We start from the raw sequence: 26,812 nt of genomic DNA on the forward strand, positions 1-26,812 counted from the left end.
GCAGGGAGCGACAGTTGCGGGTGCCGTAAGAATGCGCTGGTAAGAACGTAGATAAATGTATCCATTCATCGCAAATCATGAGATTTCTTCTCCCCGCGCTGCTTTCCTCCGCCGCAGTTCTGATTTCCCAGGTTCACGCCGCGTCGATCATGTTCGACTTCGGCCCCACCACGGTCGCGGGGGCGGACCTCGTTAACAGTCCTTGGCATACGGTTGATCCGACCGCGGGCACCAGCTGGAACAAGGTTACCGGCACGGACAACAACGCTGTGCCGGACGTCACTTCCGGGCTGGTCTTCTCGGATGGCAGCGGGGCGACCGGAGTGGGACTTAACTTCGGGGTGTCCTCCACCGCAGCCCTGCAGAACGTGAACCTCGCCACCCAGCCCACGCGTGTCTCCAACCTCGCCGGTGTGTATAGCACGGGTATCTATGGGGGGACATCCGTCGGCAGGGATGCCATCTTTCTGACCAATTCCTGGGCGATCGGCGGACAGGTGACGGGTCTTGCTGCGGGAACCTATGACATTTACCTCACGGCGCGGAACACCAGTTACAACACCAACGACTACAAGCAGACCGCCTACGCCGGTGCGGGTGTTGTCGGATCCAACTTCGACTATTCCGGTTATTTCAACAGCACGGTGACCTATCTGAAAACCTCCACCGCGCCCAATTCCTGGGTGCAGGGGGAGACCTACATGAAGCTGACGGTGACGCTTTCCGAGGGCCAGGCGCTCAACTTCGCCGTGATCGGTGAAAATACCGGTGCCGTGGACCGGGGTTTCCTCAACTCGCTCCAGATCGTGAGCGTGCCGGAACCATCCGCAGCTCTGCTGGGAATCGGTGCGCTGGGCGTGATGGCGGTCCGCCGCCGCAGGGCCTGAAACGACAACGCCGGTCCGAAGACCGGCGTTGGGAGAATCATGGAAGGTATGGGCGGGTTCAGCGCACCCGCTCCAGCAGCCATGGAAGCAGCGCGTCGATGGCGATGCGTTCCTGCTCCATGGAGTCACGGTGGCGGATGGTGACGGTGCCTTTCAGGGCCTCCGCGCCTTCGCCTTCCCCCTGGCCGATGGTTTCGAAATCGACGGTCACGCAGAAGGGAGTGCCGACCTCGTCCTGGCGGCGGTAGCGGCGGCCGACGGCGCCACCATCGTCGTAGGAAACGGTCATCCACTTTTGCAGGGAGCACTGGATTTCCCGGGCGATGGCGACCTGCTCCTCGTTCTTCTTGAGGAGCGGGAAGATGCCGACCTTCACCGGAGCCAGCGCGGGCTTGAAGCGCAGCACGGTGCGGACGTCCTCCTTGCCCTTCTCATCGGTGAGCGTCTCTTCGTCGAAGGCCTCGCAGATGAGCGCCAGCACGGTGCGGTCGCAACCGGCGGACGGCTCGACGACGTGGGGGAGGAACTTTTCCTTGGTCTCCTCGTCGAAGTAGAGGAGCGGCTTGCCGGCGGACTTCTGGTGCACACCCAGGTCGTAGTCGGTGCGGTAGGCCACACCTTCCAGTTCCTGCACGCCGAAGGGGAACTCGTATTCGATGTCGTAGGTCTTCTTCGAGTAGAAGGCACGCTCGCCATCCGGAATGTCGTTGATGTGCAGCTTCGTGCGCGGGATGCCGATTTCCTCGTAGAAGGCGAGGCGGGTTTCCAGCCACTCGTCGGTGAGGCGCATGCCATCGTCCGGGTGGCAGAAATACTCGATTTCCATCTGCTCGAACTCACGCGAGCGGAAAGTGAAGTTGCGCGGGTTGATCTCGTTGCGGAACGACTTGCCGACCTGGGCGATGCCGAAGGGCAGCTTCACCCGGTTGGAATCCAGCACGTTCTTGTACTGGACGAAGATCGACTGGGCCGTCTCCGGGCGGAGGTAGGCGATCTGCTCGCCCGTCGCGCCGAAGTTCGTCTGGAGCATCAGGTTGAACTGGCGTGGCTCGGTGAGGAGCGAACCGTTTTCAGGGTTGAAGCGGGTGGTGCCGGTGACTTCCTCGCGGCGCACCTCGTCCAGTTCCAGCTCCTTCGGGGAGATCTTCTTGTCCGGGTTGAACTCCGCGTAGTATTTGCGGGCGGTCTTGTGCGCCTCTCCGACTTCCTTTCCGGGGGCGATGAGCACGGCGAATTCGCGCTGCACGCTCCAGTTGGAGGCCGGGTGCTTTGCGCCGCTGAACCAGACGGCGGTGCCGTCTTGTTCGGGGATCTGGTCCGCGCGGAGGCGGGCTTTGGAAAGGAGGCAGTCGGACATCGGATCGCTGAAGCCGCCGACGTGGCCGGAGGCGACCAGCACCTGTTCCATCGTCAGGATCGAGCCATCCATGCCCAGCACGTCATCGCGCTCCTGCACGGTCTTGCGCCACCAATAGTCCTTCAGGTTGCGCTTCAGTTCAGCGCCCAGCGGGCCGTAGTCCCACACGCCGTTGAGGCCCCCGTACAGCTCGCCAGCCTGGAAGATGAATCCGCGGCGCTTGCAGAGCGACACGATTTTTTCCATGCGGGCGGGGTCGGTGTTGTCTTTGTTGGCCATAAGGGATCGGCGGGTTGGGGCGCGGATGGAAGCAGGCGGAGCGGCAGGGGGCAAGACGTGATTCGGAGGGGCTGTGGTTGAAATGCCGTCCCTCAGCCGAATCCACTTGCTCAAAGAGTTCTGATGAACACTATTTTCAGGCCATGAGTGACTTCCCTGATGGAAAATGCCGCTGCCCCTGGCTCCCTGCCGACCGGCCATTGTACACGCAATACCATGACGAGGAATGGGGCGTGCCTTCGCGCGATCCCCGGCATCTGTTCGAGATGATCTGCCTGGAGGGCATGCAGGCAGGGCTTTCCTGGTGGACCATCCTCCAGAAGCGGGAGCACTACCGGAAGGTGTTCCACCACTTCGACCCGGTGAAGGTGGCGAAGATGACGGACGCGCAACTGGAGAAGCTCGTGCTGGACCCGGGCATCATCCGCCACCGCGGAAAGATCTTCGCCATCCGCGCGAACGCGCAAGCCTGGCTGAAGCTGGAAAATCCCGTGGAGTTCCTCTGGAGCTTCATCGGAGGAAAGCCCAGGCGCAGCCAATTCAAGGTGATGGCGGATTTCCCGACCAAGACCCCGGAGTCCGACGCGCTCTCGAAGTCCCTGCGGAAGGCTGGTTTCAACTTCGTCGGCTCCACCACCATGTATGCCTTCATGCAGGCCGTGGGGATGGTGGAGGATCATACGATGGATTGCTTCCGGAAGAAGGAGATCCCGCGTGGTTGATGCGCACTTTGGCAGTGGTGTGTTCTCGGTGTGTTCCGCTGGGGGGGATTGCCTCGGTAAAGAAGAGAATTGCAAAAACCGCTTCTCAGGATAGCCTTTCACTGTGAGCGTTCAAGAGATCAAAAGTGAGCTCGAAAGCCTTCCGCTGGAGGAGCGCCGCCAACTCGCTGCGTTCCTTGTTGTGCTTAGGCACAGGGACTTGGCTGAATATCGATCAACCATTGCAAGGAAGATTGATGACTCTGACCCCGGGAACTGGCTTTCACTTGAGGAATACGATCAGCGTCTTGTTTCTTGAGGATGGATTACAGGCTTCTTATTTCGATGGATGTGGTGGAGTTCGTCGAGCGCCTCCCTGCTAGGTTCCGGAAAGCCATCAGATCATCGTTCTCTTCCATCGGCGAAGATCCGTTGGGATCTTCTGACGCTATTGACTACGACGACAGTGGGAGACTGCTGCACGTCGCCATCGTTGGCGATTTCGCACTGATGTATTGGATTGATGATGCTGACCGGCATGTGAAAATCCTGGATATCCATGCCGCAGACCGCTGAACATCGCACAAGGGACTCGAGAGAATTTTGATTCCCCATGTCGTGCATCCTCAGAGTCTCAGGCAAGTTTCTCGACACTCGCGCCTTGTTGGCCACCGTTCAGCTTGAGCCGGACCGGATCTGGCAAAAGGGCGAGCCCCGCGTGAAGTCCAAGCCGGATGGACGTCTGAACGAATCGTCCGGCGTGAACTTTGTCGTCAGTGACGCGGATTTCAGGGATTTCGATGTCCAGCTTCGGGATGCCATCGGTTTCATCAACGGCAATCGGCGTTGTCTGGAACTCATACGGGAATTTCCCTCGGTGGATTGGTTCGCCTTGGACTTCGGAATCGAGCTTCGCGATGCCGCCATCCATTCGGACATCCTCACTCCCGAATTCCTTCTGGCGGCGGCGTCCATCGGTATCTCGGTGGAGTTCTCCCATTATCCGCACCACCCCGATGCGGAATAAGCAAGCTGGCCGGGAGGGCCAGCTTGCCCCCGATCCCCGGCCTCCCCCAAATAACCCGTGCCTCCGGAAGTCCGTTGTTTGACACGGTCCGGCCGGGCTGTTAGTCGGTGGGGATACCCCATGGCAAACAACCCATCCACCCGGCCCGATTGGGAGGCCTTGTCCCGCAAGCCGGAGTTCCAGGAGCTCCTGGCGGCGAAGAAAAGGTTCACCATCCCGTGCTGCGTCTTCTTCCTCGTTTATTACTTCGCCCTTCTCTACTTCGTCGGCTGGCACCTGGACCTGATGAAGCAGCCGGTCTTCGGCAAGATCAACGTGGCCTACCTCTTCGCCCTCTCCCAGTTCTTCATGGCCTGGGGCATGGCGTGGATCTACATGCGGAAAGCCGCCACCTTCGACCGCGCCGCGGCGGAGATCATCAAACACGAAACCCACTGATTCCTTTCCGTCCATGACCATTGCAATGTTCCTCGCCTTCGTGATCGCCACGCTCGGCATCACCGTCTGGAGTGCGAAAAAGAATACCGGATCCAGCGCCTATTTCGCCGCCGGCCGTTCGATCAAAGGCTGGCAGAACGGCCTCGCCGTGGCCGGTGACTACATGTCCGCAGCCTCCTTCCTGGGGATTTCCGGGATGATCGCCTTCTTCGGCTACGACGGTTTCATGTATTCCGTCGGCTTCCTCGTCGCCTACCTCACCGTTCTTTTCGTGGTGGCGGAGCCTCTGCGGAACGCCGGCAAATACACCATGGCGGACCTGCTCGCATACCGCCTGAAGGCCCGCCCGGTCCGCGCCGCGGCGTCTGTCAGCACGCTGACCGTCTCCACCTTCTACATGGTGGCCCAGATGAGCGGCGCCGGCCTGCTGGTGAACATGCTGCTCAAGGAGGACTATCCCTGGATCTCCCAGAACATCGCCATCGCCGGAGTCGGCATCCTGATGATCGTTTATGTCATCTTCGGTGGCATGCACGGCACCACCTGGGTGCAGATCATCAAGGCGGTGCTGCTCATGGGTGCCACCATCCTGCTGAGCGTGCTGGTCATGCAGAAGTTCGGCTTCAGCTTCCCCGCCTTCTTCGACGCCGTCGCCTCCCACAAATACACCGATGCGAAAACCGGCATGGAGGTGACGAGGAACTTCCTCGATCCCGGGATGAAGTTCGGCATGGATGTGAGCAAGTGGGGTCCGCTGGACCTCATCTCGCTCGGTCTCGCGCTGGTACTTGGCACCGCCGGCCTGCCGCACGTCCTCGTCCGCTTCTACACCGTCCCGGACGCGAAGACCGCCCGTGTCTCGGTGGTGTGGGCCATGGTCATCATCGGCATCTTCTACATCCTCACCACCTTCCTCGGTTTCGGCGCGCTGACGCTCGTCCGTCCGCAGGAAATCCTCGGCTTCAATGAGAACATGTCCGCTCCCGAGCTGGCGCACGTGCTGGGCGGAAACATCTTCTTCGCCTTCATCTCGGCGGTCGCCTTCGCCACCATCCTCGCGGTGGTCGCCGGTCTGACGATCAGCGCCAGCACCTCGTTCGCCCACGACTTTTATTCCAACGTGCTCAAGCACGGCAAGGAGGTGTCCCAGGACACGGAGGTCAAGGTCGCCCGGATCGCCGCGTTCGTCGTCGGTGCCATGTCGATCGTCCTCGCGATCCTGCTGAAGGAAATCAACGTGGCGTTCCTTGTCGGCCTCGCCTTCGCCGTGGCCGCCTCGGCGAACCTTCCTGCCATCGTTCTCACCATCTTCTGGAAGAAGTTCAACACCAGCGGCGCGGTCTGGGGCCTCATGGCCGGGCTTTCCAGCAGCATCATCCTCATCATCCTCAGCCCGAGCGTGATGAAAAATCTGATGGGCATGGACGCGCTCTTCCCGCTCAACAACCCGGGTATCGTCAGCATCCCCATCGGCTTCATCGCCGCCATCGTGGGCAGTCTCATCAGCAAGGAGCCGGAGAGTGAGGAAAAGTTTGCGGAGTTCAGCGTCCGTGCCCACACCGGCCTTGGCGCGGAAAAGGCCATCGACCATTGACCTGCGGGCGTCCTGAGTTGGCTTGACACCGGGTCCTGGAGTTGATTCGTGTGGGAGTGTGAGGGGAGGGATTCTTTCCCCCCCCTTTGCGAAAAACCCCCGATGAAACCCAAGACTTTCTTCTGGCTGACCAGCCTCGTCGTCTCTTTCAGCAGTGTCCGCGCGGATGACCGCTATTGGACGAACTCCGCCGCGGATGGAAACTGGCAGACCGCCGCCAACTGGGCGGAGGATGAGGACGGTGCAGGGGCCGCGGTGGTCCCCGCCGCGCTGGACGACGTCTATTTCAGCGTCACTTCACTGACCACCGCGCAGACTGTTTCACTCAATGGCGCACCGTCACTCGGCTCGCTTCACTTCACCGGAACCTCCGGCACAATCACCCTTCAGGGAGGAGGGACGAACCGGACCCTCACATTGGCGGGTGGCATCACCGTCGCGTCGGGAGCGGGGGCGGTGACCATCGGTTCCGCGACTTCCGGCCAGAACGTGGCGGTTGCGATCTCAGGAAGCCAGAGCTGGACCAACGATTCCCCGAATTTGCTCACGATCCGCAACGGGGTGAGCAGCTCGGCCGCAGGTCCCCAGACCCTGACCATCGGTGGATCCGGCAACACCACTCTGGGCAGCTCGTTGTCAAACGGCGGCGGAGTGGTGTCCCTGACGAAAACCGGCACCGGCACGCTTGAGATGGCTTCCAGCAGCTATACCGGCGTGACCACCATTTCCGGGGGAACGCTGCGGGGAACGATCGGCAACGGCGGCGCGAACAGCGGCGTGGGGGCCTCCGGCGCGGCTTCCGAGAATCTGGTGTTCGATGGCGGCACCTTTGACTGGGCCGGCAGCGCCCACACCGGGATCAACCGCGGATTCACCCTCAACAGCAATGGCGGCACGATCCGGAATGACACGGGCTTCGGATTCCGCTTCGACGGGAAGGTCACCGGCAGCGGAGGCCTGACCAAGACCGGTTCCGGCTCCCTCGCCCTGGTGAACACGACGAACGACTACGCGGGGATCACCAGGATCGTGGAGGGCAACATTTCCGCCCGGATTGCGGCCGCGCTGGGGGCATCCACCGCCGGCAATGCGGCGAACGGGACGATCATCGAAAGCGCCGGGACCCTGATCCTTGATCCTGATGGAGCCAGCGGTGCGGGGGCGAATGTCACCTTCACCGAGCATCTCACGCTGCGTGGTGGGACGCTGAGCAACAACACCCGCAACAACAACTGGTCCGGAGGCATCGTACTGGAAGCGAACTCCATCCTTGCCTCGACGAGCGGCACGCTGACCGTGAACAGCGTCATTGCCCAGAGTGGAGGCACCTACGGCATCACCAAGACCGGTTCAGGCACCGTTTCGTTGACTTCCAACAATACCTTCACCGGGGTGGTGACCATCAGCGCGGGAACCCTGGTCGTGGGCAGTCTGGCGGCCGGCGGCAGCGCCAGTCCGCTTGGGGCGGCTTCCTCCGCCTCTTCCAACATTCTGCTCGACGGGGGGACGCTCGCTTTCAACGGTGTGGATGGATTCAACCGCGGGATGACGCTGGTATCGGGGAAAACCAGCGGCCTGAGCAGCACCGGCACCTTCCGCATCGATGGCGCGGTTGTGGGGGCGGGGAATCTCAACAAAACCGGCACCGGAACCATCGCTTTCACCAACGCCGCGAATAGCTACTCCGGAGTGACGAATGTGAACGCCGGCATCCTCAGCATCCGGAAAGGTGCGGGCACGGGCGGCAACTCCACCCTCGGCACTTCGACGGGAACCGCGGATGGCACCGTCATCAACAGCGGCGGCACGTTGCAGTTCGATCCGGGGGCCGGCACCGGTGGAGCCGGGACCAACCTCAATGTAACCGAGTTCTTCACGCTCAATGGCGGCACCCTGCGGTCCCAGTCCCTTGCGAACACCGTTTCCAGCGCCGTCGCCCTGACCGCGAACTCGACCGTTGCGGCGGCTGCGACCGCCAGCCTGAACATCGCGGCGGCCATCACGGAATCGGGTGGATCGTTCGGCATCAACAAGACCGATGCCGGGACGGTCATCATCAGCTCCACCGGAAATCAATTCACCGGAACGACCACCGTCACCGCCGGGACGCTTTCCGTGACCGGGGAGATCAATTCATCCACGGAAATCAGGATCAATGGTGGCACCTTTTCGGCTGGGGCTGCGGGAGTGATCGGAGATGCCGCCGCCGTCAACATGACCGGAGGCGTCCTCCAGTTCAACGGCTTCACGGAGATCCTCGGCGTGCTCGCTGTCACAGGGAACGCGCAGCTCGCGCTTGCCGGCGCCAACCCGAACATCATTACCTTCGGGGATTCTTCCGGCGCGGACTGGACGGGTGGTGCGCTCAGCATCACGGACTGGAACGGCTCAGGAACAGGTGGAGGGGCGGAACGGCTCCTGTTCGGAGGCGGTGCCCTCACCCCGGCACAGTTGGCCGCCATCACTTTCCTCAATCCCGCTGGATTTGACGAGGGCATCTACTCCGCCAAGCTGATTGGCGGCGAAGTCGTCCCGGATGCCCTCATTCCCGAACCTGCCGCCGGGATGCTTGCCCTCGTCGGCGCGACGGTTCTGGTTACCCGCCGCCGCAGGGTGGGATAGGAAAAGCCGCAACTCGGGCCGCTCTAACCGACCAGCGCCCGTGCGGACTGGAGCGTGTCGATCTCATCCAGCGTCTTGTCCCGCCGGATGGACTTGATGCGCGGGAACCGCAGCGCCAATCCGGAGTCGTGGCGGGCGGAGGGACGGATTGCGTCGAAGGCGATCTCAAGGATCAAGTTCGGCTCGACCAGGCGCTTGCGCCGTTCCGTCTGCAGCGTGTGGCGCTTGAAGTGTTCCGTCAGATCCTCGATCTCATCGTCGGTGAGGCCGGAGTAGGCCTTGCCCAGCACTTTCAACTCTCCGCTTTCCTCGTCCCTCACGGCGAAGGTGTAGTCGGACAGCACGTCGGAGCGCTTTCCATGTCCCTGCTCCGCGGCGACCACCACGCAATCGAGCGTCGGCATCACGCCCTTCAGTTTGATCCATGACTTCCCGCGGCGGCCGGGTGAATAGGGATCATCGGGATCCTTGGCGATCAATCCTTCGTGGCCGTCCTGCAGCGCTTGCTTGAACCGGGCTTCGATCTCGCCCGCATCGGCAGCCATGTGGACCGGGATGGCCTCGAAAGGGCCGGTGAGATTGAGATGGGTGAGGTGCGCGCGGCGTTCCGTCAGGGAGTTGGAAAGCAGGTCATCCCCGTTCAGCCACAGCACGTCGAACGCCACGAACCGCAGCGGGACGGAGAGATCGTGACTGGCGTCAGTGAGAAAAAGATCCGCGCTGGCCGTGGTGCGGCCCAGCCGTTTCTGCAGGTCGGCGAAACCCAGCTTGCGCCCCTTCGCATAGGCGATGAGTTCACCGTCGAGCACGAAGTCCCCTTCCAGCAACCTGGCGGCGGAAACCAGTTCCGGGAACTCATCATTGAGCGGCCGGAGATCCCGTGAAAAGAGGGCGACCTCATGGCCGGATTTATGGAGCTGGGCACGGATGCCATCGTACTTCGGCTCAAGCCAGACGGGCGGCGGAAACGGCAGTTGGTCGAACAGCGGCAGATCGCTGGCCACATCCCTTTCGAGCGGGGAAGCCAGCATGCACTTCACCGGCACCATCGGTTTCAATGCCGCCTCCTCCAGTTGTTGGTAGCGGGCGAGGACCGCGGTCTCACCGATGTTTCCCGTCAGCATGTTCGCATGCCGCACGTCCGCCGGGTCCGACTTGAATGCCAAGGCGATGGCGTCCTCCACCAGTCCCTCCTTGAGGCCGATCCTCAGATCGCCGGTCAGCAACTTGACCACCGTCTCCCCCTCCATGGGGTGCAGCGCCGCCAGCCGGGAGGACAGTTTCCCGATCCGGTCGAGCGAACCCTCCGCCTGCGCGAGCGAGAGAAAAAAATTCTCCAGCCCCGGGAGGTCCAGTGGCTCCGGTTTCAGAGGCAGTTCCTGTAATACCAGCCGGGCGGTGCGGGAGGTGTCGTTCTGGGCCAGGGAGATTTCGCGGTAGCGTTCCTCCCGGGTGCCGGGGATGGAAAGCAAAGCCCGCCGGATGGTGGAGGAACCCGCGTGCAGCGGACGGCGTCCGCCATGCCGGGGCAGGGCTTCGCCCGTCAGCCAGAATGCCGCCAGCCGCAGGTCATGGTCGCTTTCCAAGGCTCCCAGATAAGATGCCAGGAACTTGATCTTCGCCACCCGGCTGCTGGTTTCCCCCACCAGTCGGCACAGGTCGCTGAAGTCCGCCAGCGTGCAGATCACCCGGTTGTAGCGCGGACTGGAGGAAGTGGTCAGGCGTCGGGATGCCTCGCCCATGGAAAGCTCGAGCTGGTCGTTGCCGGTCGCGCTCCAGGCGTCCATCCGTTTCGTCCGCAGTTCGGCGGCGAACTCCAGCGCATAGCCGTGCACTGTCAGCACCCGCTTCGGCCGCACCCGCTGGATGCACTCCATCAGTCCCGGGTGGTCGGCATGGTCGGATAGCGGGATGGCCTCGTCCACCCGGTAGCGGTACTTCGCGCCCGGCTGCATCGCCCAGCCGCTCAGCATCGCCACCCGCTTCGCCTTCAAGCCGCGCAGCGCCTTTGAGCGGACCGCGTTCGGCGGGGCGATCAGCGCCATCCCGGCCGGGATGCTTCCTTCGAAGATCACCGGCTCCGGCAGATCCACCCCCGCATCGCGGCAGGCGGAGGTCATTTCCGCCACGCTCGGGTGCAGCATCACCGGCACGCCGTGCTCCGCCAGCAGGGCCAGCGCCTCCTGCGCTTTCCCCAGGGAGTAGCCCAGCAGCACCGGGGTCTCGCCATCCGCGAACGCGTCGTTCACGAAGCGCAGGATCGAGGATTCGATCTCCATCTGGTTGGGAAACTCGAACATCGGCAGGCCGAAGGTCGTCTCCATGATGAGCGTGTCCGCGTTGATGAAATTCACCGGCTCAGCCGTCCGTCCGCGCCGGGTCTTGAAGTCCCCGGTGTAGAGCAGGCTCGCGTTGTCCTTGATCCGGGCGACGTGGAGCATCGCGGAACCCGCGATGTGGCCCGCAGGCAGCAATCTCAGGCGGTAGCCGTTCTCGACGATCGGCACGTGGAAAGGCGTCGCCACCAACCGGTTTTCCGCCAGATGGAACCGTCTCCGCACCAGTTGTGCCGTCACGTCCGAGCAGATCACGGACTCATGCCGGGCGAAGTGGTCCGCGTGCGCGTGGGAAACAAAGGCACGCGGCTTCGCATCCCAAGGATCCAGCCACAGGTCCAGATCCGGCAGGTAAATGCCGCGGTTGAAACGAACTTCGATCAAATTGAATATATACTACCGAGGAAAGTGGAACCCGCCACGACGAAAACGTCAACCGGACTGGTTCAGCCTCAATAGACCGGTGCGCCACCATCGTCCTGGTAGCCACCGTATTGCTGCTCCTGCTGGCTCTGGGCGCGCTTCTCCTGGATCTTGTTTTTGGACCAGATGAAGCCCTCCTTGATGTCACGGCCCACGCCGATGGTGGTGTTGCATGAAGTCAGTGCGGCGGCGAGCAACAGGGCGCAGGCGAATTTCATGAGGGTGAATTTACGCCGGAAGAAACTTCGGGAAAGTTAAATTTTCTCCAACGGGGCCGCAACCTGTCCTCCCGGACCACTTCGGGTTTGACCACCGGAGGTTCCGGGCACTCATTGGGGCGTGCCAGATGAACCGGCTGCCCCTCGCGAAACCGAGCCCCTGTTCGTCGCCCGTGGGATCACGAAAGTTTATCCCGGTGAGATCGAGGTGGTCGCCCTGGCAGGAGTGGATCTGGAGCTTTATGAGGGGGAACTGGTGGTCCTGCTGGGACCATCCGGCAGTGGAAAATCCACCCTCCTGAACATCCTCGGCGGGCTGGACACCCCCACGGAAGGCTCCCTCCTTTACCGTGGCCAGGATCTGGCGAATGCGGATGAGCGGGCACTGACCAACTTCCGCCGGGATGCCGCCGGTTTCATTTTTCAGTTCTACAACCTCATCCCCAGCCTCACCTCCCGGGAGAACGTCGCGCTCATCACGGAGATCTCCCGTGACCCGATGGAGCCGGAGGAGGCGCTCGACATGGTGGGCCTGGGCGACCGCATGGACCATTTCCCGTCCCAGCTTTCCGGCGGCCAGCAGCAGCGGGTGGCCATCGCCCGCGCCATCGCGAAAAAGCCGGAAGTCCTGCTCTGCGATGAGCCGACCGGTGCGCTCGACGTGAAGACGGGCGTGACCGTACTGGAGGCGATCGAGCGGGTGAACCGGGATCTCGGCACGCTGGCGGTCATCATCACGCACAACGCGGTCATTGCCGGCATGGCGGACCGCGTCATCCATTTCTCCGACGGCAACATCACCCGGATCGACCGCAACGGGAAACGGAACCCCGTCGCCAGCCTCGATTGGTGATCCCCGATGCACCCGCTCGACAAAAAACTGGTCCGCGATCTGGGTTCCATGAAGGGCCAGATGATCGCCGTGGCGCTGGTGATGGCGTGCGGGCTGGCGGTCATGATCATGGCCCGCAGCCTGATCCACTCGCTGGATGTCACCCGCTTGCAGTACTATGCGGACCATCGCTTCGCGGAGGTTTTTTCCGATCTGAAACGCGCGCCGAACTCCCTCCGCCCGCGCCTTGCCGAGATCTCCGGCGTCGCCGCCGTGGAGACCAGCGTGAAAGGCAGCGCCGTGCTGGAGATCCCGGGCATGAAGGAGCCTGCGGACGGCACCATCCATTCGCTGCCGGACGACCGGCCGCAGACGCTCAACCTCCTGTTCATCCGCTCCGGCCGGCTGCCGCGTCCCGGAGCGAAGAATGAAGTCGTCATCGGTGAGGCGTTCGCGGAGGCCCATGGCTTCGGCCCGGGGGACTACATCGATGCGACCATCCGCGGTCTGCGCGAGCGGCTCTGGATCACCGGCGTCGTGCTTTCCCCGGAGTATGTCTTCGAGTCCCGGCCGGGGGACACCATGCCGGACAACAAGCGCTTCGGCGTCTTCTGGATGAGCGAGCGGGACCTCTCCATCGCGCTGGACCTGGATGGCGCGTTCAACCATGTGGCGGTGGACCTCGCGCCCGGTGCCTCCCAGCGGGCCGTCATGGCGGACATCGACCGGTTGCTGAAACCCTACGGCGGTCTCATCGCCTACGGCAGGAAAGACCATGCGTCCGCCCTCCGGCTGGATGACGAGCTGCGGATCCTCCGGGGATTCGCCGTCGTGTTCCCCGCCATTTTCCTCGGCATCGCCGCGTTCATGACCAGCGCCGCGATTTCCCGTCTGGTGAAGCTCCAGCGGGAGCAGATCGCGCAGTTGAAGGCTTTCGGCTACTCCTCCGCCGCGGTCGGCTGGCACTACATGAAGTTCGCGCTGGTCATCGTGGCGACCGCCACGTTCTTCGGCGGAGTTCTCGGGCTGATCCTCGCGACCAATGTGGTGAACCTCTACCACATGTTCTTCCGTTTCCCGTTGCTGGAGCTCCTGCCGGACTGGCGGGCCATCTCCGTTTCCCTGCTCATCAGCACCGGGGCGGTCGCCCTCGGTGTGTCCGGAGCGGTGCGCCTGGCGGTGAAGCTGGCCCCCGCGGAGGCCATGCGTCCGGAGCCGCCGACGGAGTTCAAGCCCACGCTCATCGAGCGGCTGGGCTTGGCGCATCTTTTCTCGCCGTCGTTCCGCATGGCCCTGCGCAACATCGAGCGGAAGCCCTTCCAGTCGCTGTTCACCGCGCTGGGCCTCGCGCTCGCCACCGCCATCCCCATCGTGCCGGGAGCCATGCGGGATGGCATCGCCTACCTGATGGACTTCCAGTGGTCCCACGTCCAGCGGCAGACGGCCACCCTCGGCCTGGTGGAGGCCGGTTCCGCCCACTCGCTCAACGCGATGCGGCACCTGCCGGGAGTGATGGACATCGAGCCGTTCCGCGCCGTCCCCGCCCGGATGATGTTCGGCCATCGCGAGCGCCGTGTCAGCATCAACGGCATCACCCTGGATCCGCGCTTGAACCGCCAGTTGGATGACAAGGGCCGCCCCGTCGCGCTTCCTCCCGGCGGCCTCCTTGTTTCCGCGAAGCTGGCGGAAATCCTCGGCGTCGTTCCCGGGGACATTGTGCGCCTTGAGGTCCAGGAGGGCCGGAGGCCGACGCTTGAGATCCCCATCGGCGGCACCATCACCGACTATGCCGGGGTGGCCGCCTACATGGACATCGACGCACTCCGGAGCGAGATGAAGGAAGGGCCGACCGTCAGCGGCGCGCATGTGTCCGTGGATTCCGCCAGTTGGGATCAGTTCCTTGAACGCATCCGGGAGACACCCGTCATCGCCTCCCTGTCCATCACCCAGACGGCCCGTGAGAGTTTCAGGAAATCCACCGGTGAGATGATGGACAGCATCCAGCTCATCTACTTCGGATTCTCGGTCATCGTTTCCTTTGGTGTCGTTTATAACGGCGCGCGCATCGCTCTGTCGGAGCGGGGGCGCGACCTCGCCACCCTGCGGGTTGTCGGCTTCACCCACCGGGAGGTGGCCGGTGTGCTCATCGGAGAGCTGGCCATGCTCACACTGGCGGCCATCCCCGCCGGGCTTCTTTTCGGCAGCGGCCTTGCCAACCTGCTGGTCGTGGGTGTCAGTACGGAGACGGTTCGCATGCCGCTCGTCCTCACCTCACGCACCTTCACCACCGCCGTGCTCATCGTGCTCGCCTCATCGACCTTTTCCTTTGCCATCGTCAGCCGCAGGATCAGGAACCTCGACCTCATCGGCGTGCTGAAGGCCCGCGACTGACCCACCCCTTTTCCATGAAATCCACCAAATCGAAAAAAGCCGGCCCCATCCGCAAGCTGGTTCCCTGGTTGATCGTCCTTCTGCTGGTTGCCGCGGTGATCTACGGCCTGATGCCGAAGCCGCTGGTCGTGGACACCGCGGAAGTGAAGCGCGGGCCGCTCACGGTCTCCGTGGTGGAGGAGGGCAAGACGCGCATCCGCCACCGCCATGTCATCTCCCCGCCGGTCGCGGGCTACCTCCGCCGGGTGGAACTGCGGGCCGGTGCGCCCATCGTCCGCGGAAAGACCGTGCTCGCCGTGATCCAGGCATCCACTTCGAACTTCCTCGACCCCCGGACGAAGGCGGAGGCGGAGGCCCGCATCAAGGCGTCCGAAGCCATCCGCGAAACCCGCCAGGCGGATCTCGACCGTGCCACCGCCGCCCTCGACCTCGCGGAGAAGCAACTCGACCGTCAGGAAAAACTCCGCCAGTCCGGAGCCGCCGCCGAGCAGGACTACGACATCGCCGCAGCGGAGGCCCAGGTCAGGAAGCGTGAGCGCAACGCCGCCGAGTTCGCGGTGCGCGCCGCCGCTTCCGATGTCGAGGTCGCCCGCGCCGCCCTGCTGCAGGCGCAGGCTCCGTCGGCGGATCAGGCGAAGCCCATCGAGGTGCTGGCTCCCGTCGATGGCTTCGTGCTCAACGTCTATGAGGAAAGCGAGCGCCCGGTCACGCCCGGCCTGCCGATCATGGAGGTGGGGGATGTCCAGGACCTGGAGGCGGAGATCGAGCTGCTTTCCAGTGATGCCGTCGGAATCGCCCCCGGGGCGGACGTTTCCATCGAGCAATGGGGCGGCGGCACCCCGCTCCGCGGAAAGGTCAGCGTCGTGGAGCCGGGTGGATTCACCAAGATTTCATCCCTCGGGGTGGAGGAGCAGCGCGTGAAGGTGCGCGTCGATTTCACCGATCCCGTGCCTGCGGGCCATACCTTCGGCGACCGCTACCGTGTGGAGGCCCGCATCGTCACCTGGAAGGGGGACGACGTCCTCCAGATCCCCACGGGCGCGCTTTACCGGAAGGGCAACCAGTGGATGACGTTCATCAGGGAAAATGGCATCGCCCGCGAAACCAAGGTGACTGTCGGCCAGAACAACGGCGTCTCAGCACAGATTCTCGACGGTCTGGAAGCGGGCAAGACGGTCATCCTCCATCCACCTGACAAGGTGGCCGACGGTGTGAAAGTCACCAACGGCAAGTGAAGCAACGGAGCGCGGACTTCAGTCCGCATCTTTGCAGCAGCAGATGAACTGGGATGTTGATCCGAATCACCTCTCCGGAAATCAGTGGATTGTCGATTGAAAATCGCTGGAGCTTGCGAAGTCAAGCGGACTGAAGTCCGGGTAGTGTCCTAATTTGACTCCTTAACTTTTCTTAAATTACTTAGCCGATAAGCTTCTACTCCAGCAAAGGTATCCGTGCTCTCCAAACCCGCATCCACCTATGCAAATGTCCGTTCCATCACTAAAAAAGATGGCGAAGTCGTGAAGAAATCCATGCTCGTCTTCTTTCAACGGAATCACTCTTGTGATTGTTTTTCCGATCAGTTGTTGCTCAAGATCTTTCATGCAGAGGACGCTTCAAGAATGGGTTGAATTGGCCAGAATCGAAGATGAGAGAAAAAAGGGACAAGATCCCTCCCAACGAATCTATTGTCCGATCTGCGCGATTTCGGAAAAGATTCCGATCCGTGGAACAGGTTCGATTACCAACTTTCTGAAAGAGAAAGTTCGAAACCATCTTCAGAATTTCCATTCTGAAATGATTAGTGACGAGGAGTAGGACCACCCTTTTATTTACCCCCACCGAGAACTTTTTCCCGGATCAGGTCTGACACTGTCTTTCCGGCCTTCTCCGCCTCGTCCAAGATCCGGTGCGCTTCCTCTTCAGTCACCCGTAGCTGGATGATCACGCCTTTGCGGTTTTCCGGGGAAGCCTTCGGTCTGCCACGCCTTTTCTGATTTTCTTTTTCTGTCATACAAAAATAGTTGACGGCGAGGAATTATTGTCATACGAATATCCCCGAAGCAAGCGAAACCGTATGGCAAACGTCCTTCCAACCGAAAAGAAGATCCTGGCAGTCTCCATGCTCTGCGAGGGCAACAGCATCCGCAGCATTGAGCGCATGACCGGAATCCACCGTGACACGATCATGCGCCTTGGCGTCCGTATGGGCGAAGGATGCGCGGCCATCATGGATGAGAAGATGAAGAGACTGGATCTCCCGAACATCCAAGTGGATGAAATGTGGGGATTCATCGGAGCCAAGCGGAAGACCGCCAAGGCGAACTCCATGGAGAACGCGGGCGACATCTGGGTTTGGGTGGCTCTGGATGCCGGAACCAAACTCGTTCCCTGCTTCACTGTCGGCAAGCGTGACCGCTACCACGCCAATGTGTTCATGGGTGATCTGGCCTCCCGCCTGAAATCCCGTCCGCAAATCTCTTCCGATGCTTTGTCCGCCTACACCGACGCTATCGAGCGGGCGTTCGGTGATGGAGTGGACTATGGGACGGTTATCAAAACCTTCACCCATACCGATCTGGAAGCGACCCGCCGCTATTCTCCCCCGGATGTTCTCAAGATCAAAAAAGAACGTGTGCAAGGCACTCCCGACATGGCTCTTGTCTCCACTTCCTATGTGGAGAAACAAAACCATACGGTTCGGATGCACTGCCGTAGACTTTCCCGCCTGACCAATGCTTTCAGCAAGAAGCGCGAGAATTTCGATGCAGCGATTGCTTTGCATTACGCCTATTACAACTTCTGCAAGATCCACGGGACGATCCGTTGCACTCCCGCAATGGAAGCCGGTGTGGAGAAATCCCGGTGGACGGTGGCCGATCTGGTGGAAAGGATTGAGGGATGAAGAGTGAGTATCTGGACAACTTGCGGGATGCGGTGGCATCCCTCCACGAATGTGCCTGCTTCCATTCCGGGACCACCCATGTCACGGAGACCTTCCAAGGAGAGACGGTCTGGGAAGGCGATGTGGAGACTTTCACCCTCACGGGACATGCCACGGCGGATGAAGCCTTCGCATGGGCCTTCCACAATGGAGAAGAGCCGCAATACGTGGCTGTATTGCGGCTCCCTCCGATTGATAAACCCTCCGATGCGGTCAGGGCCGCAATCGCTTCAGGTGCTTTCAGATGAGATTGCCCTAATAAGACGATTCTCCATCCCCACGGGAAGTTGATGGATCGTCCTTTTCATCCCATTTTCACAGTCATCACCCATCCAAGAAACATGGCATCCGCCTGTTCCTTGGTGCCTGCTCAGGGTGAGTTTTGGAAGTCTCCCGGATCGTTGGAATTCTTCCGCAAGGACTTGATAGATCCTGAGAGTATCTGAATCGGCAGCGTTCATTTCTCAGGTTTGATCACGCCGATTTTGTAGACCACCTTCCCTTCGTTGGCGTCAATCACGGGATCGGCAATACGGAGGTAGTAATTGCCCTGTTTGTCCACCAGATGCTTCCAAGGGTTGCCTTTGGTTTCGCGGGGGAACTCCACGATGGTTTCCTCACCACCGGCTTTACGGTGATAGAGGGCAATCCGATGTTGGGGAGTCTTCGCTTCATCGGGCGACTCATGTTTCCAGCCGGGATAGGCCACCCAATGACCTTCCACGTATTCGATGACGATGGTTTCCCCGGTCAGGAATGCACCGATGCGGGTGCCATCCTTTTTCTTGGAATCAATTTCAAATGTCCGCATTGGTATCTCCTTCTCTTGAGCGAAGGACAGAGCGGCGGATGCGAGAAGGAGTGGTAGGATCAGTGTTTTCATCGTGCGGAAATAACGGAGGTTTGGCGTCCTTTGTCGTTGTAGGTGAAGATCGAACTCCCCCGACGAATGCTCACCGTGGCAGAGGTGTAGCCGGTCAGCCCGTCATTCGGTCCACTTCCAGCGGGCAGCGTGAAAAGCTGCCTGCCCTTCTCGTCATAAACGAAGATCGATGATCCCTTCTTGAGTGCGTTTGCAATGGCCATGGTAGTTCTAGGTTTGGAGTTAGAGGCGGAAGGCAACTTTCACTTTCACGAAAAAGTTATCCAATGGTTCAGTTATTTCCGGAGCAATGAGCGTTAAGATCCCCCAAATGATCCTCGGAATGATGAGCAAAATTCGGATGCAGAGCCGGATGAGCCACCAGAGAAACGTGAACGGGAAGAAGATGATTTTGAACAGAGTTCTCATGGGAGGGTGATTTCGATTACCTGAAAGGAAGGGATTTTCGCAAGCTTTGTTTCTAGAATTCTAGAAACCAGATTCGGGATCTTTCCGTTGGAATATTCACGGGTGATCAGCGAGGAGGAAATCACCCGGCTAGGAAAAGGAATCGCGGCGGTTCTTCGGGATCAGCGGGAGAAGAAGGAGCTTTCCAAGAATGCACTGGCACAGAAAGCGGGGATCAGCGTCCAGAGCGTGGCCTTCATCGAGGATGCCGTGAACAGTCCTTCGGTTTCCACGTTGCTCCGGATCTGTGACGCGCTGGGAATCTCTCCGGAGAAGGTTTTTAGAGAAGCACGGAAGCGGGAATAAACTCCCGGTCATCGATAGCTGCGGCGAGCGAAGGATTGGTGTCCTCCAGTTCGGCCAGGAGCCGGTCCACCTGATAGGCTTTGTGCCGCTCGTGGAGGACTTCATAGGCCGCGTAGTCGTCCGAGAGGTGGAGGGCTTGGAAGGCATCAGAGAGGAGGCAACGGAGCGTCCATAGCTCGGCTTCAAGATGGAGACGGTAGCGGGCATCCTCTGCGGTCATCCCGCGCAGGATATTCTAGTTTTTAAGTTTCCCTTTTCCGGGAAAACAAGCGGTGCGGAGGGTAAATAGAAGAATGGAAAATCCTATTCTTGGTTTAGGTCACAGAGAAATAAATGCTGTGATGTTATCCGCCGTTCCGGAGTTTCAAAATGCGCCTGTTCTTTATCCTGAGGAGAGTTTCGGGAAAAATCCTCTGAGGGGCCAACCATCTCCCCCCAGAGTGAATGGCCGAGGTGTTTCGGGCGGCACTCTCAATCCAAATTCAAGAGAAATACGTCAGGCGCAATGAACGCCACAAAGATTTTTCCCGGATTAGCTCCGAGTTTTCTAATGATCTTCTCCACTTCTTTCGCAAGTGCTTCTGACGTCTCATGATCCTGGACGTCAGCTAAAATTGTGGTGTCAGGGAGGTTAAGAGTAACCCACCTCGGTATATTACTTTCCGTGTCACGTCCGGAAAGGGTATCGGTCGTATTAGTGAACTCCAACAGCCTAGTTTTGACGAGGCTGTTCTGATAGGGAGTAACGTCTTTGAGATCGTAAGCGATGATTGCGGTTTTCACTCATCCCTTCTACCAGATCCGTCAAGGGGTGATCCTTACTGATTTGGTAATTTAAGAAAAATTAAGGAGTCAAATTAGGACACTACCGAAGTCCGCGCTCCAGCATCACGAAACACGGCAGAACTCCAGCCACCGGTCGTGGGCATCGTAACCGGGGGTCTCGATCACCAGTTCCGGAACGCCCAGCGAGTTATAGACGCGCAGCACCGTCATCGGCTCCGCATCGATTTCCTTGCGGTGGAGCATGAGGGAGTGGCACAGACCGGGATCGATCTCCACCATGCTGGCGCAGTCGTCACCGGTGATGGTGATGTGCCCTTTGTTCAGCACCAGGTCCGCCGGAGTCAGGCTCAATGCGAAATGAAAGGAGGGGGAGTGGAGCCGGCAGTGGAGTTGGTGCCTCTGGCTGACACTGTGGGCCAGGATGCGTGCCAGCGGACTGTTGCCGGGGTCCTTGCGGCGGGCCTCCGCCGCACCCGCACAGCATGAGCATGCGGTGGGGCGGATCAGGTGGGATGCCCGCCAGTCATGGTATTGGCCGGAGGTGAGCGGCTGGGACGGATGGTGGTCCAGCGTGCGCCGGAAGGCCTCCAGGTCGCTGAGGGAAGGGATCGCGGCGAAGGAAACCGAGCGTGGCTCCCCGTGCGTGGCGATTTCCAGTGCCAGCGAAGGCCGGGCGTGGTGGTCGATCGCCACGCAGTGGAGGTGCTGCATCGCGTCAAGCGAGAGATTCATTCCCTGCTCGGGAAAAGAAAACCATCGGTCGTCACTTTGGAACGAGTCGGACAGGGAGGTGACCACCGCCATTTCCGCCATCCAGTTGCGGGCATGGAGATAGAGCGGAGTGGTGTTGCTGAGTCCGGAGAGGACGGTGGCCGGGGCCTCCTCGATGCGGCGGTAGCGGTGGGAAGTGAGGGAATTCATGGACGAGAGGGACTTTTTCAGGTGGTGTGGCAAAGGCGGAGGCAATGGGCTCCTGCCGGTGCAAGCCGGAACTCGGCGGCATTCACATCCGCATAGACGATGTGGCTCCTGCTGCGGTCGGCGATACGGAGGACGGACCCTTCGACATCCACGAAGGACGGGCTGAAGCAGACCTCGCTGCGTTGCGTGGTCGTGCGGATCTCCACCTCCAGCAGGCGGCAGGCCTGGAGCGCGCCGCTTGTTTCATGGACCATGGAGTCCGGGCAGCAGGGTGAGGGTTGCTTGCATTGTTCCCATTCATCCAGCCACGCACCCGCTCCCAGCCGGTGGCTTTCCAGGCAATCCAGCGCCACGCCGCCAAAACGCGCCAGCATGTCCCGCACCGCGGGGGAGTTCCAGTCATGGCCGTCCAGACGGACCGTGAACTCGATGGGTTTGCCCGGAGGACCCATCGCGAAAAGAGGGCATTGGTCCGGGAATTCCCTCAGCAGGTAGGCATGCTGTGGGGGCGCTAGGTCCGTCTCCAGCCCGCTGATGGCGTCGTGAAGGATGCTCCAGTCATGGGAACTGCTGCGGATGTGCAGGCCGAAGCGGGTGGCCTTCGCCAGGCTGAGGCCGGGGCGGCGCAGGATGAGCGTGCCTTTCCCCAGGGAGCAGAGGTGGTTCAGCAGCTCGTCCACCGGGCTGTGGAGACGGTAGGCGCAACTGCACGGCGCGGCGGGGCTTGTCTTCCATGAGCAGAACATGCCGCCATCCTACCCCTCCGGCTGCCGGCGCGCTCGCGGGGGATTGTTCCAGATGAGCGGAATCTTGCTCAATTTCCGGCGGCGGGAGTCATCACCACCGGCAGGATCAGGCCTTTCTCATCGTATTGGATCTTTTCCACGGCGATCTGCCGTCGGCCCCTGTAAGGGCCGGGGCGTTCCTTCGTTTCCCAACGATGATAGACGATGAACCATTGCCCATCAGGAGATTCCACGAAGGAATGGTGACCCGGTCCCTGCCGCTCCCCGTCCTTGGAAAGGATCATTCCCCGGTAATTCCACGGTCCCACAGGGGAGGGGGCGGTCGCATAGTGGACGGAGTATTCATCGCGGTTCCACCGGCCGTTGCTGTAGGAGAGGTAGTAGGTATCCCCGCGGCGGTGCATGAAGGATCCCTCGGTGAAATGGGACGGAGTGGTGGTCGGGACCTCCCGCCGGATTTTCACCGGTTCGTCCTCCAATTCGAAGATCCGGAGCCTGGCCCCGTCGCTGCCTCCCGTGTAGAGGTAGGTTTTTCCGTTCGCCGGATCGGTGAACGCCATCGGGTCGATCGCTTCGAAGCCATTTCCGCCGGTCAGCAGCGCGCCACCGCTGTCGCGGAAAGGGCCGGTGGGGGAGTCTCCCGTTGCGACGCCGATGTGGCTGGGAAAATGGACGCTCTGTGGTCCCACCGAGTAGTAGAAATAATAACGGCCGTTCTTTTCCAGCATGGAGGGTGCCCACGCCAGCCGCCTGGGGGCGGGGTCTTCCTTCACCCATGGCAGGTCCGACAGCTTCAGGATGACGGCTTCCCGCTTCCAATCCTTCAGATCCGTGGACCGATATGCGGCGAAGAGTGGCTCGGGAGCGCCCGACTCAGTGGGGTACATCCAGTAGGTTTCCCCCACGCGGATGACGTGGGGATCCGCCCCGGCGGGCAGCGGACTGCCCAGACCGGTGAGGCTGAGCAGGAAGGAAATCGATAGGGCCTGGATCATTCGGTCATGATCCTACGGCCAGCCGGTAGAGGATGCCAAGCCCCGCGCATGCGGCCAGTGTGGGGATCACCCCGGCCTTGAACCGCTCCATGGCCACCCATGAAGCCACGGCGACCACCGCCGCGAAGAAATCGAACGATCCACCCTCAGGCCACAGGGAGTGCCAGGTGAACCAGACCGCCAGGTTCAGGATCACGCCGACGACCGCGGCGGTCATCACCGTCATCATCGAAGAGATGCGCGGGCGGGTGCCGAGCGTTTCGACATGGGGCGCCCCTAGGAAGACGAAAAGGAAACAGGGAACGAAGGTCACCCAGGTGGTGATCCCCGCGCCCAATGTGGCGGCGGCCAGCGGGCTCCATCCTTCCGGAGGATTCTGCCATGCGGCGACAAAGCCCACGAACTGCAGCACCATGATCAGCGGGCCGGGCGTCGTCTCCGCCAGGCCCAGTCCGGCCATCATCTGCCGCTGGGTCAGCCAGCCGTAGTGGTCCACCGTCATCTGGGAGACGTAGGGCAGGACCGCATACGCCCCGCCAAAGGTGACCAGCGCCGCCTTGCTGAAAAACCAACCTTCCTGGAAATGCACCCCGCGCCAGCCCAGCCAGGCACCCACCGCCAGCAGCGGCACCCACCACAGCGCGAGGCAGGTGGTGGTGATGACCGCCGTCCGGCGGAAGCCGGCCTTCGGAGCGAGGGGGAGTTTCACCGCGGCTTCCTCTAGGGCGGCCCCGTCCGTCCCAGCCTCCGCCACCGGAACCCCTTTCCTCATGAATTTTCCTCCGGCCAGGCCCACCAGCGCCGCCACCGCCAGGATGATGACGAAGGAAACCTTGAACACGAAGATGGCGATGAACGCCGCCACCGTGACCAGCCACAGTCCCGGTGTCTTCAGCACCTTTGAGCCGATCCGCCTCACCGCCCCCGCGACGATGGCGATGACGGCGGGGATCAACCCGTAGAACATGCCCTCAACCCACGCCACGCCGCCTCCGGCCATGTAAAGCCAACTCAAACCCAGCAACAGGAAAACGGATGGCAGCACGAACAGGACCCCTGCCGCGATGCCTCCCTTCGCCCCGTGCAGCCGCCATCCCAGGTAGGTCGCCAGTTGCTGCGCTTCCGGGCCGGGCAGCAGCATGCAGAAATTCAACGCGTGGAGAAAGTGATCTTCCGCCATCCATTTCCGCCGCTCGACGATCTCCTTGTGCATGATGGAGATCTGGCCAGCCGGTCCGCCGAAGCTGATCCAGCCGAGCTTCCACCAGAACCGCAGGGCGTCCCGGAATGATGGTGCGGCATCTTCGTTCATGGGATCCGCCGTGTTTTCCAGCCCGGCAGCAGGAAGATGGAAACCGCCATGCTCAGCGAGATGCCGATCACCGCAACATAGCCCAGGCTCACCAGCGCCTCGCTCGATGAGGTGATGAGCGAGCCGAAGCCGATGACGTTGGACGCGCCGCAGAACAGCAGCGCCTTGCTGGTCCCGTTCCACAGTTCCTTGAAGCAGCCTCCCGTCCGCCGCAGCGTGAGAGTCACGTGGATGGCGTAGTCGATCCCCGTGCCCAGCAGCAGGGGAGTGGCCATCAGATTCACGAAGTTCCACCGCAGGCCGGTGACCTTCATGATCGCCAGCAGCATCAGCGTGCTGAAGACCATCGCGAACAGGGCCAGCAGGACATCCGCCGCGCGGCGGAAAATCAGGATCATCATCCCGACGAGCAGGATCCCCATCGGCATCAACATGCGCATCATGTCCTCGTCCACCAGCTTCGAGATCGCCGGTTTGAAAAGCGACCAACTGCTCAGCCAGATGCCATCACCCGCCAACTTGCTGAAGGCCGGATAGTCTTTCGCCGCAGGCTCGATGCCCGGACCGGAGGTCACGGAGCCGAGCACGTATCCTCCGCCCTTTTCGTCACGGTTAAGGAACAGCCGCATCACCTCCCGCGCGGACTCCAGTTGCGGAAAAACCAGTCCGGCTTCCGCAGACTGCCTCTCCATCGCGCTCAGCACGCCCCGGCCCAGTGCCAGGCCCTCCTCGGAAAATCCGGCGGCGTCCGCCTCCTTCAGCAACCGCTCCCGATCCCGTGCCATCGCGGAAACACGCGCACGGTTTTGTTCCTGGATCGCCGCGTCCGGCCACCAGCCGTCGGGCAGTTTCACCTCGTCCACCAGCCCGGCCTCTTTCGCTTCATCGACCCGGCGGTGTGCCTCGGCCAGCCGGGCCTGCATCTCGCCGTCGCTTTTCGCCTCCACCACCAGCCCCATGGTCTGGCTGTTCCAACCGGGGAACGCCTTTTGCATCCTGTCGAACGCCTCCATCGCCTGGCTGTTCCGGGGACGCATGATCTTCGAGTCGAAGTCGATGCCCGGCAGCCCGCTCACGAACAGCACCGTGAAGGACGCCACGGCAAGTACGGCCGTGATCGACCATGCCAGTTTCGAGCGCGGCAGCAGCCTGCCAGTCCCGACGGCGGGTGCCCGGTCCACGCCGAACTTCGCCACGAATGGAAGGTAAAGCACCAGCATCAGGATGGCCGCGGCCACCAATCCCACCGCCACGATGGTGCCGAGCTGCGCCATCCCGGGAAAGCCACCCAGATTGAGCGCGCAAAAGACGATGGCCGTGGTCACCGCGCCGAACAGCACCGGCCTGCCGCTCGCCTCGCGCAGCGGCTTCACCTTGTGTCCCGTGACCTTCGCCTCCTGGCAGATCACCAATCCATAATCCACCGCCAGACCGATCAGGATTTCCGCCGAACTGAGCGCGATGATGCTGAGTTTTCCATACATCCATCCCGCCACTCCCAACGCCACCGCGAAGACCAGCGTCAGGATCACCGTCAGTCCCAGCAACAGGCTCAACCGCCGCTGCATCCACCAGAATAACAGGCCGATGAGGCCCAGCGTGATCGCGATGGACCCGCTCAGGTCCGTCTCCATCGCCCGGCCGATCTCGGAGGAAAACGCCGGTTCGCCCGTGTAGCGGAGTTTCAGGTTCCCGCCATCCGCCTTCTGCCATGCCGCCACCTCAGCCTTCAGCTTGATCAGCCATGCCTCCGCGCTGCGGTAGCCGTCGATCACTTCCGGTGCTTCCACGAACAGCAGGTGTGCGCGGCCGTCCGCGCTCTCGAATGCCTCGCCTCCTTCTCCGGAGGAAGTCAGCGCCCCCACGGACGGATGGCGGAGAAAGCCCAGCGGATCATGGGATTTCATGACCATGTCCATGCCCTCCATCGCCGTGGCGATGTCGTCGAGGGAGGCCTTGATCGCCGCCTGAGAGTTTTCCGCAGAGAGTTTCGCTGCCTGTGCCTCCGCCACCGCCGGATCACCGTTGAGCCACAGGTAGGCCAGCAGCTCGGACAAACCTTCCGGCTCGCTCATCCACAGCGGCTGCCAGCGCGCCCGTTTCGCCACCCCCTTTTCCTCCAGATGTCCGCCCAGCGACTTCGCGGCCTCACCGAGCAGCCCTTCATCCTCTTCCCCGCCCTCGATGAGCATCACCAGCTCGTTGTTCCGGGAGAACGCCTCGTGGAAGACCTTCAGCCCCTTCACCTCCGGGAGATTTCCCGGCAGCATCGAAAGGATGTCCGTGTCAAAGCGCAGCCGCATCAGCCCCGCGGTGGCCGCGAGGATCGATACGACTAGCAGGATCGGCAATGCCAGACGGCGGAGCATG

The 26,812-nt window shown here is 61.5% G+C and carries 25 protein-coding genes; 12 read left to right on the forward strand and 13 right to left on the reverse strand.

Features of this window, described 5'->3' with window-relative positions; translation table 11 throughout:
- The first annotated feature begins 77 nt into the window (after positions 1-77).
- Entirely contained in the window at positions 78-887 is an 810-nt protein-coding gene (locus tag KF712_09715) for a PEP-CTERM sorting domain-containing protein (protein ID MBX3741255.1), read from the forward strand.
- Positions 888-945: 58 nt separating this feature from the next.
- Here KF712_09715 and KF712_09720 read toward each other — a convergent pair whose 3' ends face one another.
- Entirely contained in the window at positions 946-2,523 is a 1,578-nt protein-coding gene (locus KF712_09720; GenBank protein ID MBX3741256.1) for a glycine--tRNA ligase, read from the reverse strand.
- A 143-nt stretch (positions 2,524-2,666) separates the two neighbouring features.
- Between KF712_09720 and KF712_09725 the strand changes: the two genes are divergently transcribed.
- The 6 genes from KF712_09725 (at position 2,667) to KF712_09750 (ending at position 8,905) form a co-directional block, all read left to right on the forward strand.
- A complete protein-coding gene (locus KF712_09725) occupies positions 2,667-3,245 on the forward strand; it encodes a DNA-3-methyladenine glycosylase I (protein ID MBX3741257.1) in 579 nt (192 codons plus the stop codon).
- A 300-nt stretch (positions 3,246-3,545) separates the two neighbouring features.
- Positions 3,546-3,800 (forward strand): hypothetical protein, encoded by a 255-nt coding sequence (locus KF712_09730; GenBank protein ID MBX3741258.1) that lies wholly within the window; start codon positions 3,546-3,548, stop codon positions 3,798-3,800.
- Positions 3,801-3,885: 85 nt separating this feature from the next.
- Positions 3,886-4,251: a hypothetical protein gene (locus KF712_09735; GenBank protein ID MBX3741259.1), complete on the forward strand. Its 366-nt coding sequence runs from the start codon at positions 3,886-3,888 to the stop codon at positions 4,249-4,251.
- Positions 4,252-4,371: 120 nt separating this feature from the next.
- A complete protein-coding gene (locus KF712_09740) occupies positions 4,372-4,689 on the forward strand; it encodes a DUF485 domain-containing protein (GenBank protein MBX3741260.1) in 318 nt (105 codons plus the stop codon).
- A gap of 13 nt (positions 4,690-4,702) precedes the next feature.
- Entirely contained in the window at positions 4,703-6,283 is a 1,581-nt protein-coding gene (locus KF712_09745; GenBank protein ID MBX3741261.1) for a sodium/solute symporter, read from the forward strand.
- Positions 6,284-6,385: 102 nt separating this feature from the next.
- Positions 6,386-8,905 carry an autotransporter-associated beta strand repeat-containing protein gene (locus KF712_09750; GenBank protein MBX3741262.1) on the forward strand — a complete coding sequence of 840 codons (2,520 nt, stop codon included), beginning with the start codon at positions 6,386-6,388 and terminating at the stop codon, positions 8,903-8,905.
- Positions 8,906-8,928: 23 nt separating this feature from the next.
- On the opposite strand, the gene KF712_09755 is transcribed toward KF712_09750, so the two are convergent.
- On the reverse strand, positions 8,929-11,625 hold the full coding sequence (locus tag KF712_09755) for an ATP-dependent DNA ligase (protein MBX3741263.1): 2,697 nt from the start codon (positions 11,623-11,625) through the stop codon (positions 8,929-8,931).
- 68 nt (positions 11,626-11,693) lie between these two features.
- Positions 11,694-11,882 (reverse strand): hypothetical protein, encoded by a 189-nt coding sequence (locus KF712_09760; protein ID MBX3741264.1) that lies wholly within the window; start codon positions 11,880-11,882, stop codon positions 11,694-11,696.
- Positions 11,883-12,003: 121 nt separating this feature from the next.
- On the opposite strand from KF712_09760, the gene KF712_09765 reads away from it, so the two are divergent.
- The 3 genes from KF712_09765 to KF712_09775 are packed head-to-tail and all read left to right on the forward strand — an operon-like array spanning position 12,004 to position 16,340.
- On the forward strand, positions 12,004-12,735 hold the full coding sequence (locus tag KF712_09765) for an ABC transporter ATP-binding protein (protein MBX3741265.1): 732 nt from the start codon (positions 12,004-12,006) through the stop codon (positions 12,733-12,735).
- A gap of 6 nt (positions 12,736-12,741) precedes the next feature.
- Positions 12,742-15,105: an ABC transporter permease gene (locus tag KF712_09770; protein MBX3741266.1), complete on the forward strand. Its 2,364-nt coding sequence runs from the start codon at positions 12,742-12,744 to the stop codon at positions 15,103-15,105.
- Positions 15,106-15,119: 14 nt separating this feature from the next.
- Positions 15,120-16,340 carry an HlyD family efflux transporter periplasmic adaptor subunit gene (locus KF712_09775; protein ID MBX3741267.1) on the forward strand — a complete coding sequence of 407 codons (1,221 nt, stop codon included), beginning with the start codon at positions 15,120-15,122 and terminating at the stop codon, positions 16,338-16,340.
- Between the two features lie 590 nt (positions 16,341-16,930).
- Here KF712_09775 and KF712_09780 read toward each other — a convergent pair.
- The gene (locus tag KF712_09780; protein ID MBX3741268.1) at positions 16,931-17,116 is read right to left on the reverse strand and encodes a hypothetical protein; all 186 of its coding nucleotides are present in this window, start codon (positions 17,114-17,116) and stop codon (positions 16,931-16,933) included.
- 267 nt (positions 17,117-17,383) lie between these two features.
- Here KF712_09780 and KF712_09785 point away from each other — a divergent pair, with 267 nt between their 5' ends.
- Positions 17,384-18,007 (forward strand): DDE-type integrase/transposase/recombinase, encoded by a 624-nt coding sequence (locus KF712_09785; GenBank protein ID MBX3741269.1) that lies wholly within the window; start codon positions 17,384-17,386, stop codon positions 18,005-18,007.
- 496 nt (positions 18,008-18,503) lie between these two features.
- Here the strand turns inward: KF712_09785 and KF712_09790 are convergent, their stop codons facing one another.
- Both KF712_09790 and KF712_09795 read right to left on the reverse strand, forming a co-directional pair.
- Positions 18,504-18,929, reverse strand: a complete 426-nt coding sequence (locus KF712_09790; GenBank protein ID MBX3741270.1) for a hypothetical protein — start codon at positions 18,927-18,929, stop codon at positions 18,504-18,506.
- Complete coding sequence (locus tag KF712_09795) at positions 18,926-19,132, reverse strand: hypothetical protein (protein MBX3741271.1); 207 nt, start codon at positions 19,130-19,132, stop codon at positions 18,926-18,928. The genes KF712_09790 and KF712_09795 overlap by 4 nt, the downstream gene beginning before the upstream one ends.
- Before the next feature lie 292 nt (positions 19,133-19,424).
- On the opposite strand from KF712_09795, the gene KF712_09800 reads away from it, so the two are divergent.
- Positions 19,425-19,682, forward strand: a complete 258-nt coding sequence (locus KF712_09800) for a helix-turn-helix transcriptional regulator (GenBank protein MBX3741272.1) — start codon at positions 19,425-19,427, stop codon at positions 19,680-19,682.
- On the opposite strand, the gene KF712_09805 is transcribed toward KF712_09800, so the two are convergent.
- The 7 genes from KF712_09805 to KF712_09835 form a co-directional block, all read right to left on the reverse strand.
- A complete protein-coding gene (locus tag KF712_09805; protein ID MBX3741273.1) occupies positions 19,657-19,902 on the reverse strand; it encodes a hypothetical protein in 246 nt (81 codons plus the stop codon). The two genes, KF712_09800 and KF712_09805, sit on opposite strands and share 26 nt — an antisense overlap.
- A 251-nt stretch (positions 19,903-20,153) precedes the next feature.
- On the reverse strand, positions 20,154-20,465 hold the full coding sequence (locus tag KF712_09810) for a hypothetical protein (protein ID MBX3741274.1): 312 nt from the start codon (positions 20,463-20,465) through the stop codon (positions 20,154-20,156).
- Positions 20,466-20,570: 105 nt separating this feature from the next.
- Positions 20,571-21,389 (reverse strand): hypothetical protein, encoded by an 819-nt coding sequence (locus KF712_09815; protein ID MBX3741275.1) that lies wholly within the window; start codon positions 21,387-21,389, stop codon positions 20,571-20,573.
- A gap of 17 nt (positions 21,390-21,406) precedes the next feature.
- A complete protein-coding gene (locus KF712_09820; GenBank protein ID MBX3741276.1) occupies positions 21,407-22,135 on the reverse strand; it encodes a hypothetical protein in 729 nt (242 codons plus the stop codon).
- Positions 22,136-22,203: 68 nt separating this feature from the next.
- Positions 22,204-23,130, reverse strand: coding sequence for a family 43 glycosylhydrolase (locus KF712_09825; protein ID MBX3741277.1), 927 nt, complete (start codon positions 23,128-23,130; stop codon positions 22,204-22,206).
- Positions 23,131-23,134: 4 nt separating this feature from the next.
- Positions 23,135-24,442: a chromate efflux transporter gene (gene chrA, locus KF712_09830; protein MBX3741278.1), complete on the reverse strand. Its 1,308-nt coding sequence runs from the start codon at positions 24,440-24,442 to the stop codon at positions 23,135-23,137.
- On the reverse strand, positions 24,439-26,811 hold the full coding sequence (locus KF712_09835) for an MMPL family transporter (GenBank protein MBX3741279.1): 2,373 nt from the start codon (positions 26,809-26,811) through the stop codon (positions 24,439-24,441). The genes chrA and KF712_09835 overlap by 4 nt, the downstream gene beginning before the upstream one ends.
- Position 26,812: the final 1 nt, after the last annotated feature.

It is taken from the genome of Akkermansiaceae bacterium, assembly GCA_019634595.1.
In the GTDB taxonomy this organism is placed as follows: domain Bacteria; phylum Verrucomicrobiota; class Verrucomicrobiia; order Verrucomicrobiales; family Akkermansiaceae; genus Luteolibacter.

Bases quoted from the DNA above. Each gene is read 5' to 3' on its own strand.
- chrA (MBX3741278.1), bottom strand. From the start codon at position 24,442: ATGAACGAAGATGCCGCACCATCATTCCGGGACGCCCTGCGGTTCTGG.
- KF712_09780 (MBX3741268.1), bottom strand. From the start codon at position 17,116: ATGACAGAAAAAGAAAATCAGAAAAGGCGTGGCAGACCGAAGGCTTCC.
- KF712_09775 (MBX3741267.1), top strand. From the start codon at position 15,120: ATGAAATCCACCAAATCGAAAAAAGCCGGCCCCATCCGCAAGCTGGTT.
- KF712_09820 (MBX3741276.1), bottom strand. From the start codon at position 22,135: ATGTTCTGCTCATGGAAGACAAGCCCCGCCGCGCCGTGCAGTTGCGCC.
- KF712_09725 (MBX3741257.1), top strand. From the start codon at position 2,667: ATGAGTGACTTCCCTGATGGAAAATGCCGCTGCCCCTGGCTCCCTGCC.
- KF712_09730 (MBX3741258.1), top strand. From the start codon at position 3,546: ATGGATTACAGGCTTCTTATTTCGATGGATGTGGTGGAGTTCGTCGAG.
- KF712_09745 (MBX3741261.1), top strand. From the start codon at position 4,703: ATGACCATTGCAATGTTCCTCGCCTTCGTGATCGCCACGCTCGGCATC.
- KF712_09790 (MBX3741270.1), bottom strand. From the start codon at position 18,929: ATGAAAACACTGATCCTACCACTCCTTCTCGCATCCGCCGCTCTGTCC.
- KF712_09805 (MBX3741273.1), bottom strand. From the start codon at position 19,902: ATGACCGCAGAGGATGCCCGCTACCGTCTCCATCTTGAAGCCGAGCTA.
- KF712_09750 (MBX3741262.1), top strand. From the start codon at position 6,386: ATGAAACCCAAGACTTTCTTCTGGCTGACCAGCCTCGTCGTCTCTTTC.
- KF712_09760 (MBX3741264.1), bottom strand. From the start codon at position 11,882: ATGAAATTCGCCTGCGCCCTGTTGCTCGCCGCCGCACTGACTTCATGC.
- KF712_09795 (MBX3741271.1), bottom strand. From the start codon at position 19,132: ATGGCCATTGCAAACGCACTCAAGAAGGGATCATCGATCTTCGTTTAT.
- KF712_09835 (MBX3741279.1), bottom strand. From the start codon at position 26,811: ATGCTCCGCCGTCTGGCATTGCCGATCCTGCTAGTCGTATCGATCCTC.
- KF712_09770 (MBX3741266.1), top strand. From the start codon at position 12,742: ATGCACCCGCTCGACAAAAAACTGGTCCGCGATCTGGGTTCCATGAAG.
- KF712_09740 (MBX3741260.1), top strand. From the start codon at position 4,372: ATGGCAAACAACCCATCCACCCGGCCCGATTGGGAGGCCTTGTCCCGC.
- KF712_09720 (MBX3741256.1), bottom strand. From the start codon at position 2,523: ATGGCCAACAAAGACAACACCGACCCCGCCCGCATGGAAAAAATCGTG.
- KF712_09715 (MBX3741255.1), top strand. From the start codon at position 78: ATGAGATTTCTTCTCCCCGCGCTGCTTTCCTCCGCCGCAGTTCTGATT.
- KF712_09785 (MBX3741269.1), top strand. From the start codon at position 17,384: ATGTGGGGATTCATCGGAGCCAAGCGGAAGACCGCCAAGGCGAACTCC.
- KF712_09815 (MBX3741275.1), bottom strand. From the start codon at position 21,389: ATGAATTCCCTCACTTCCCACCGCTACCGCCGCATCGAGGAGGCCCCG.
- KF712_09825 (MBX3741277.1), bottom strand. From the start codon at position 23,130: ATGATCCAGGCCCTATCGATTTCCTTCCTGCTCAGCCTCACCGGTCTG.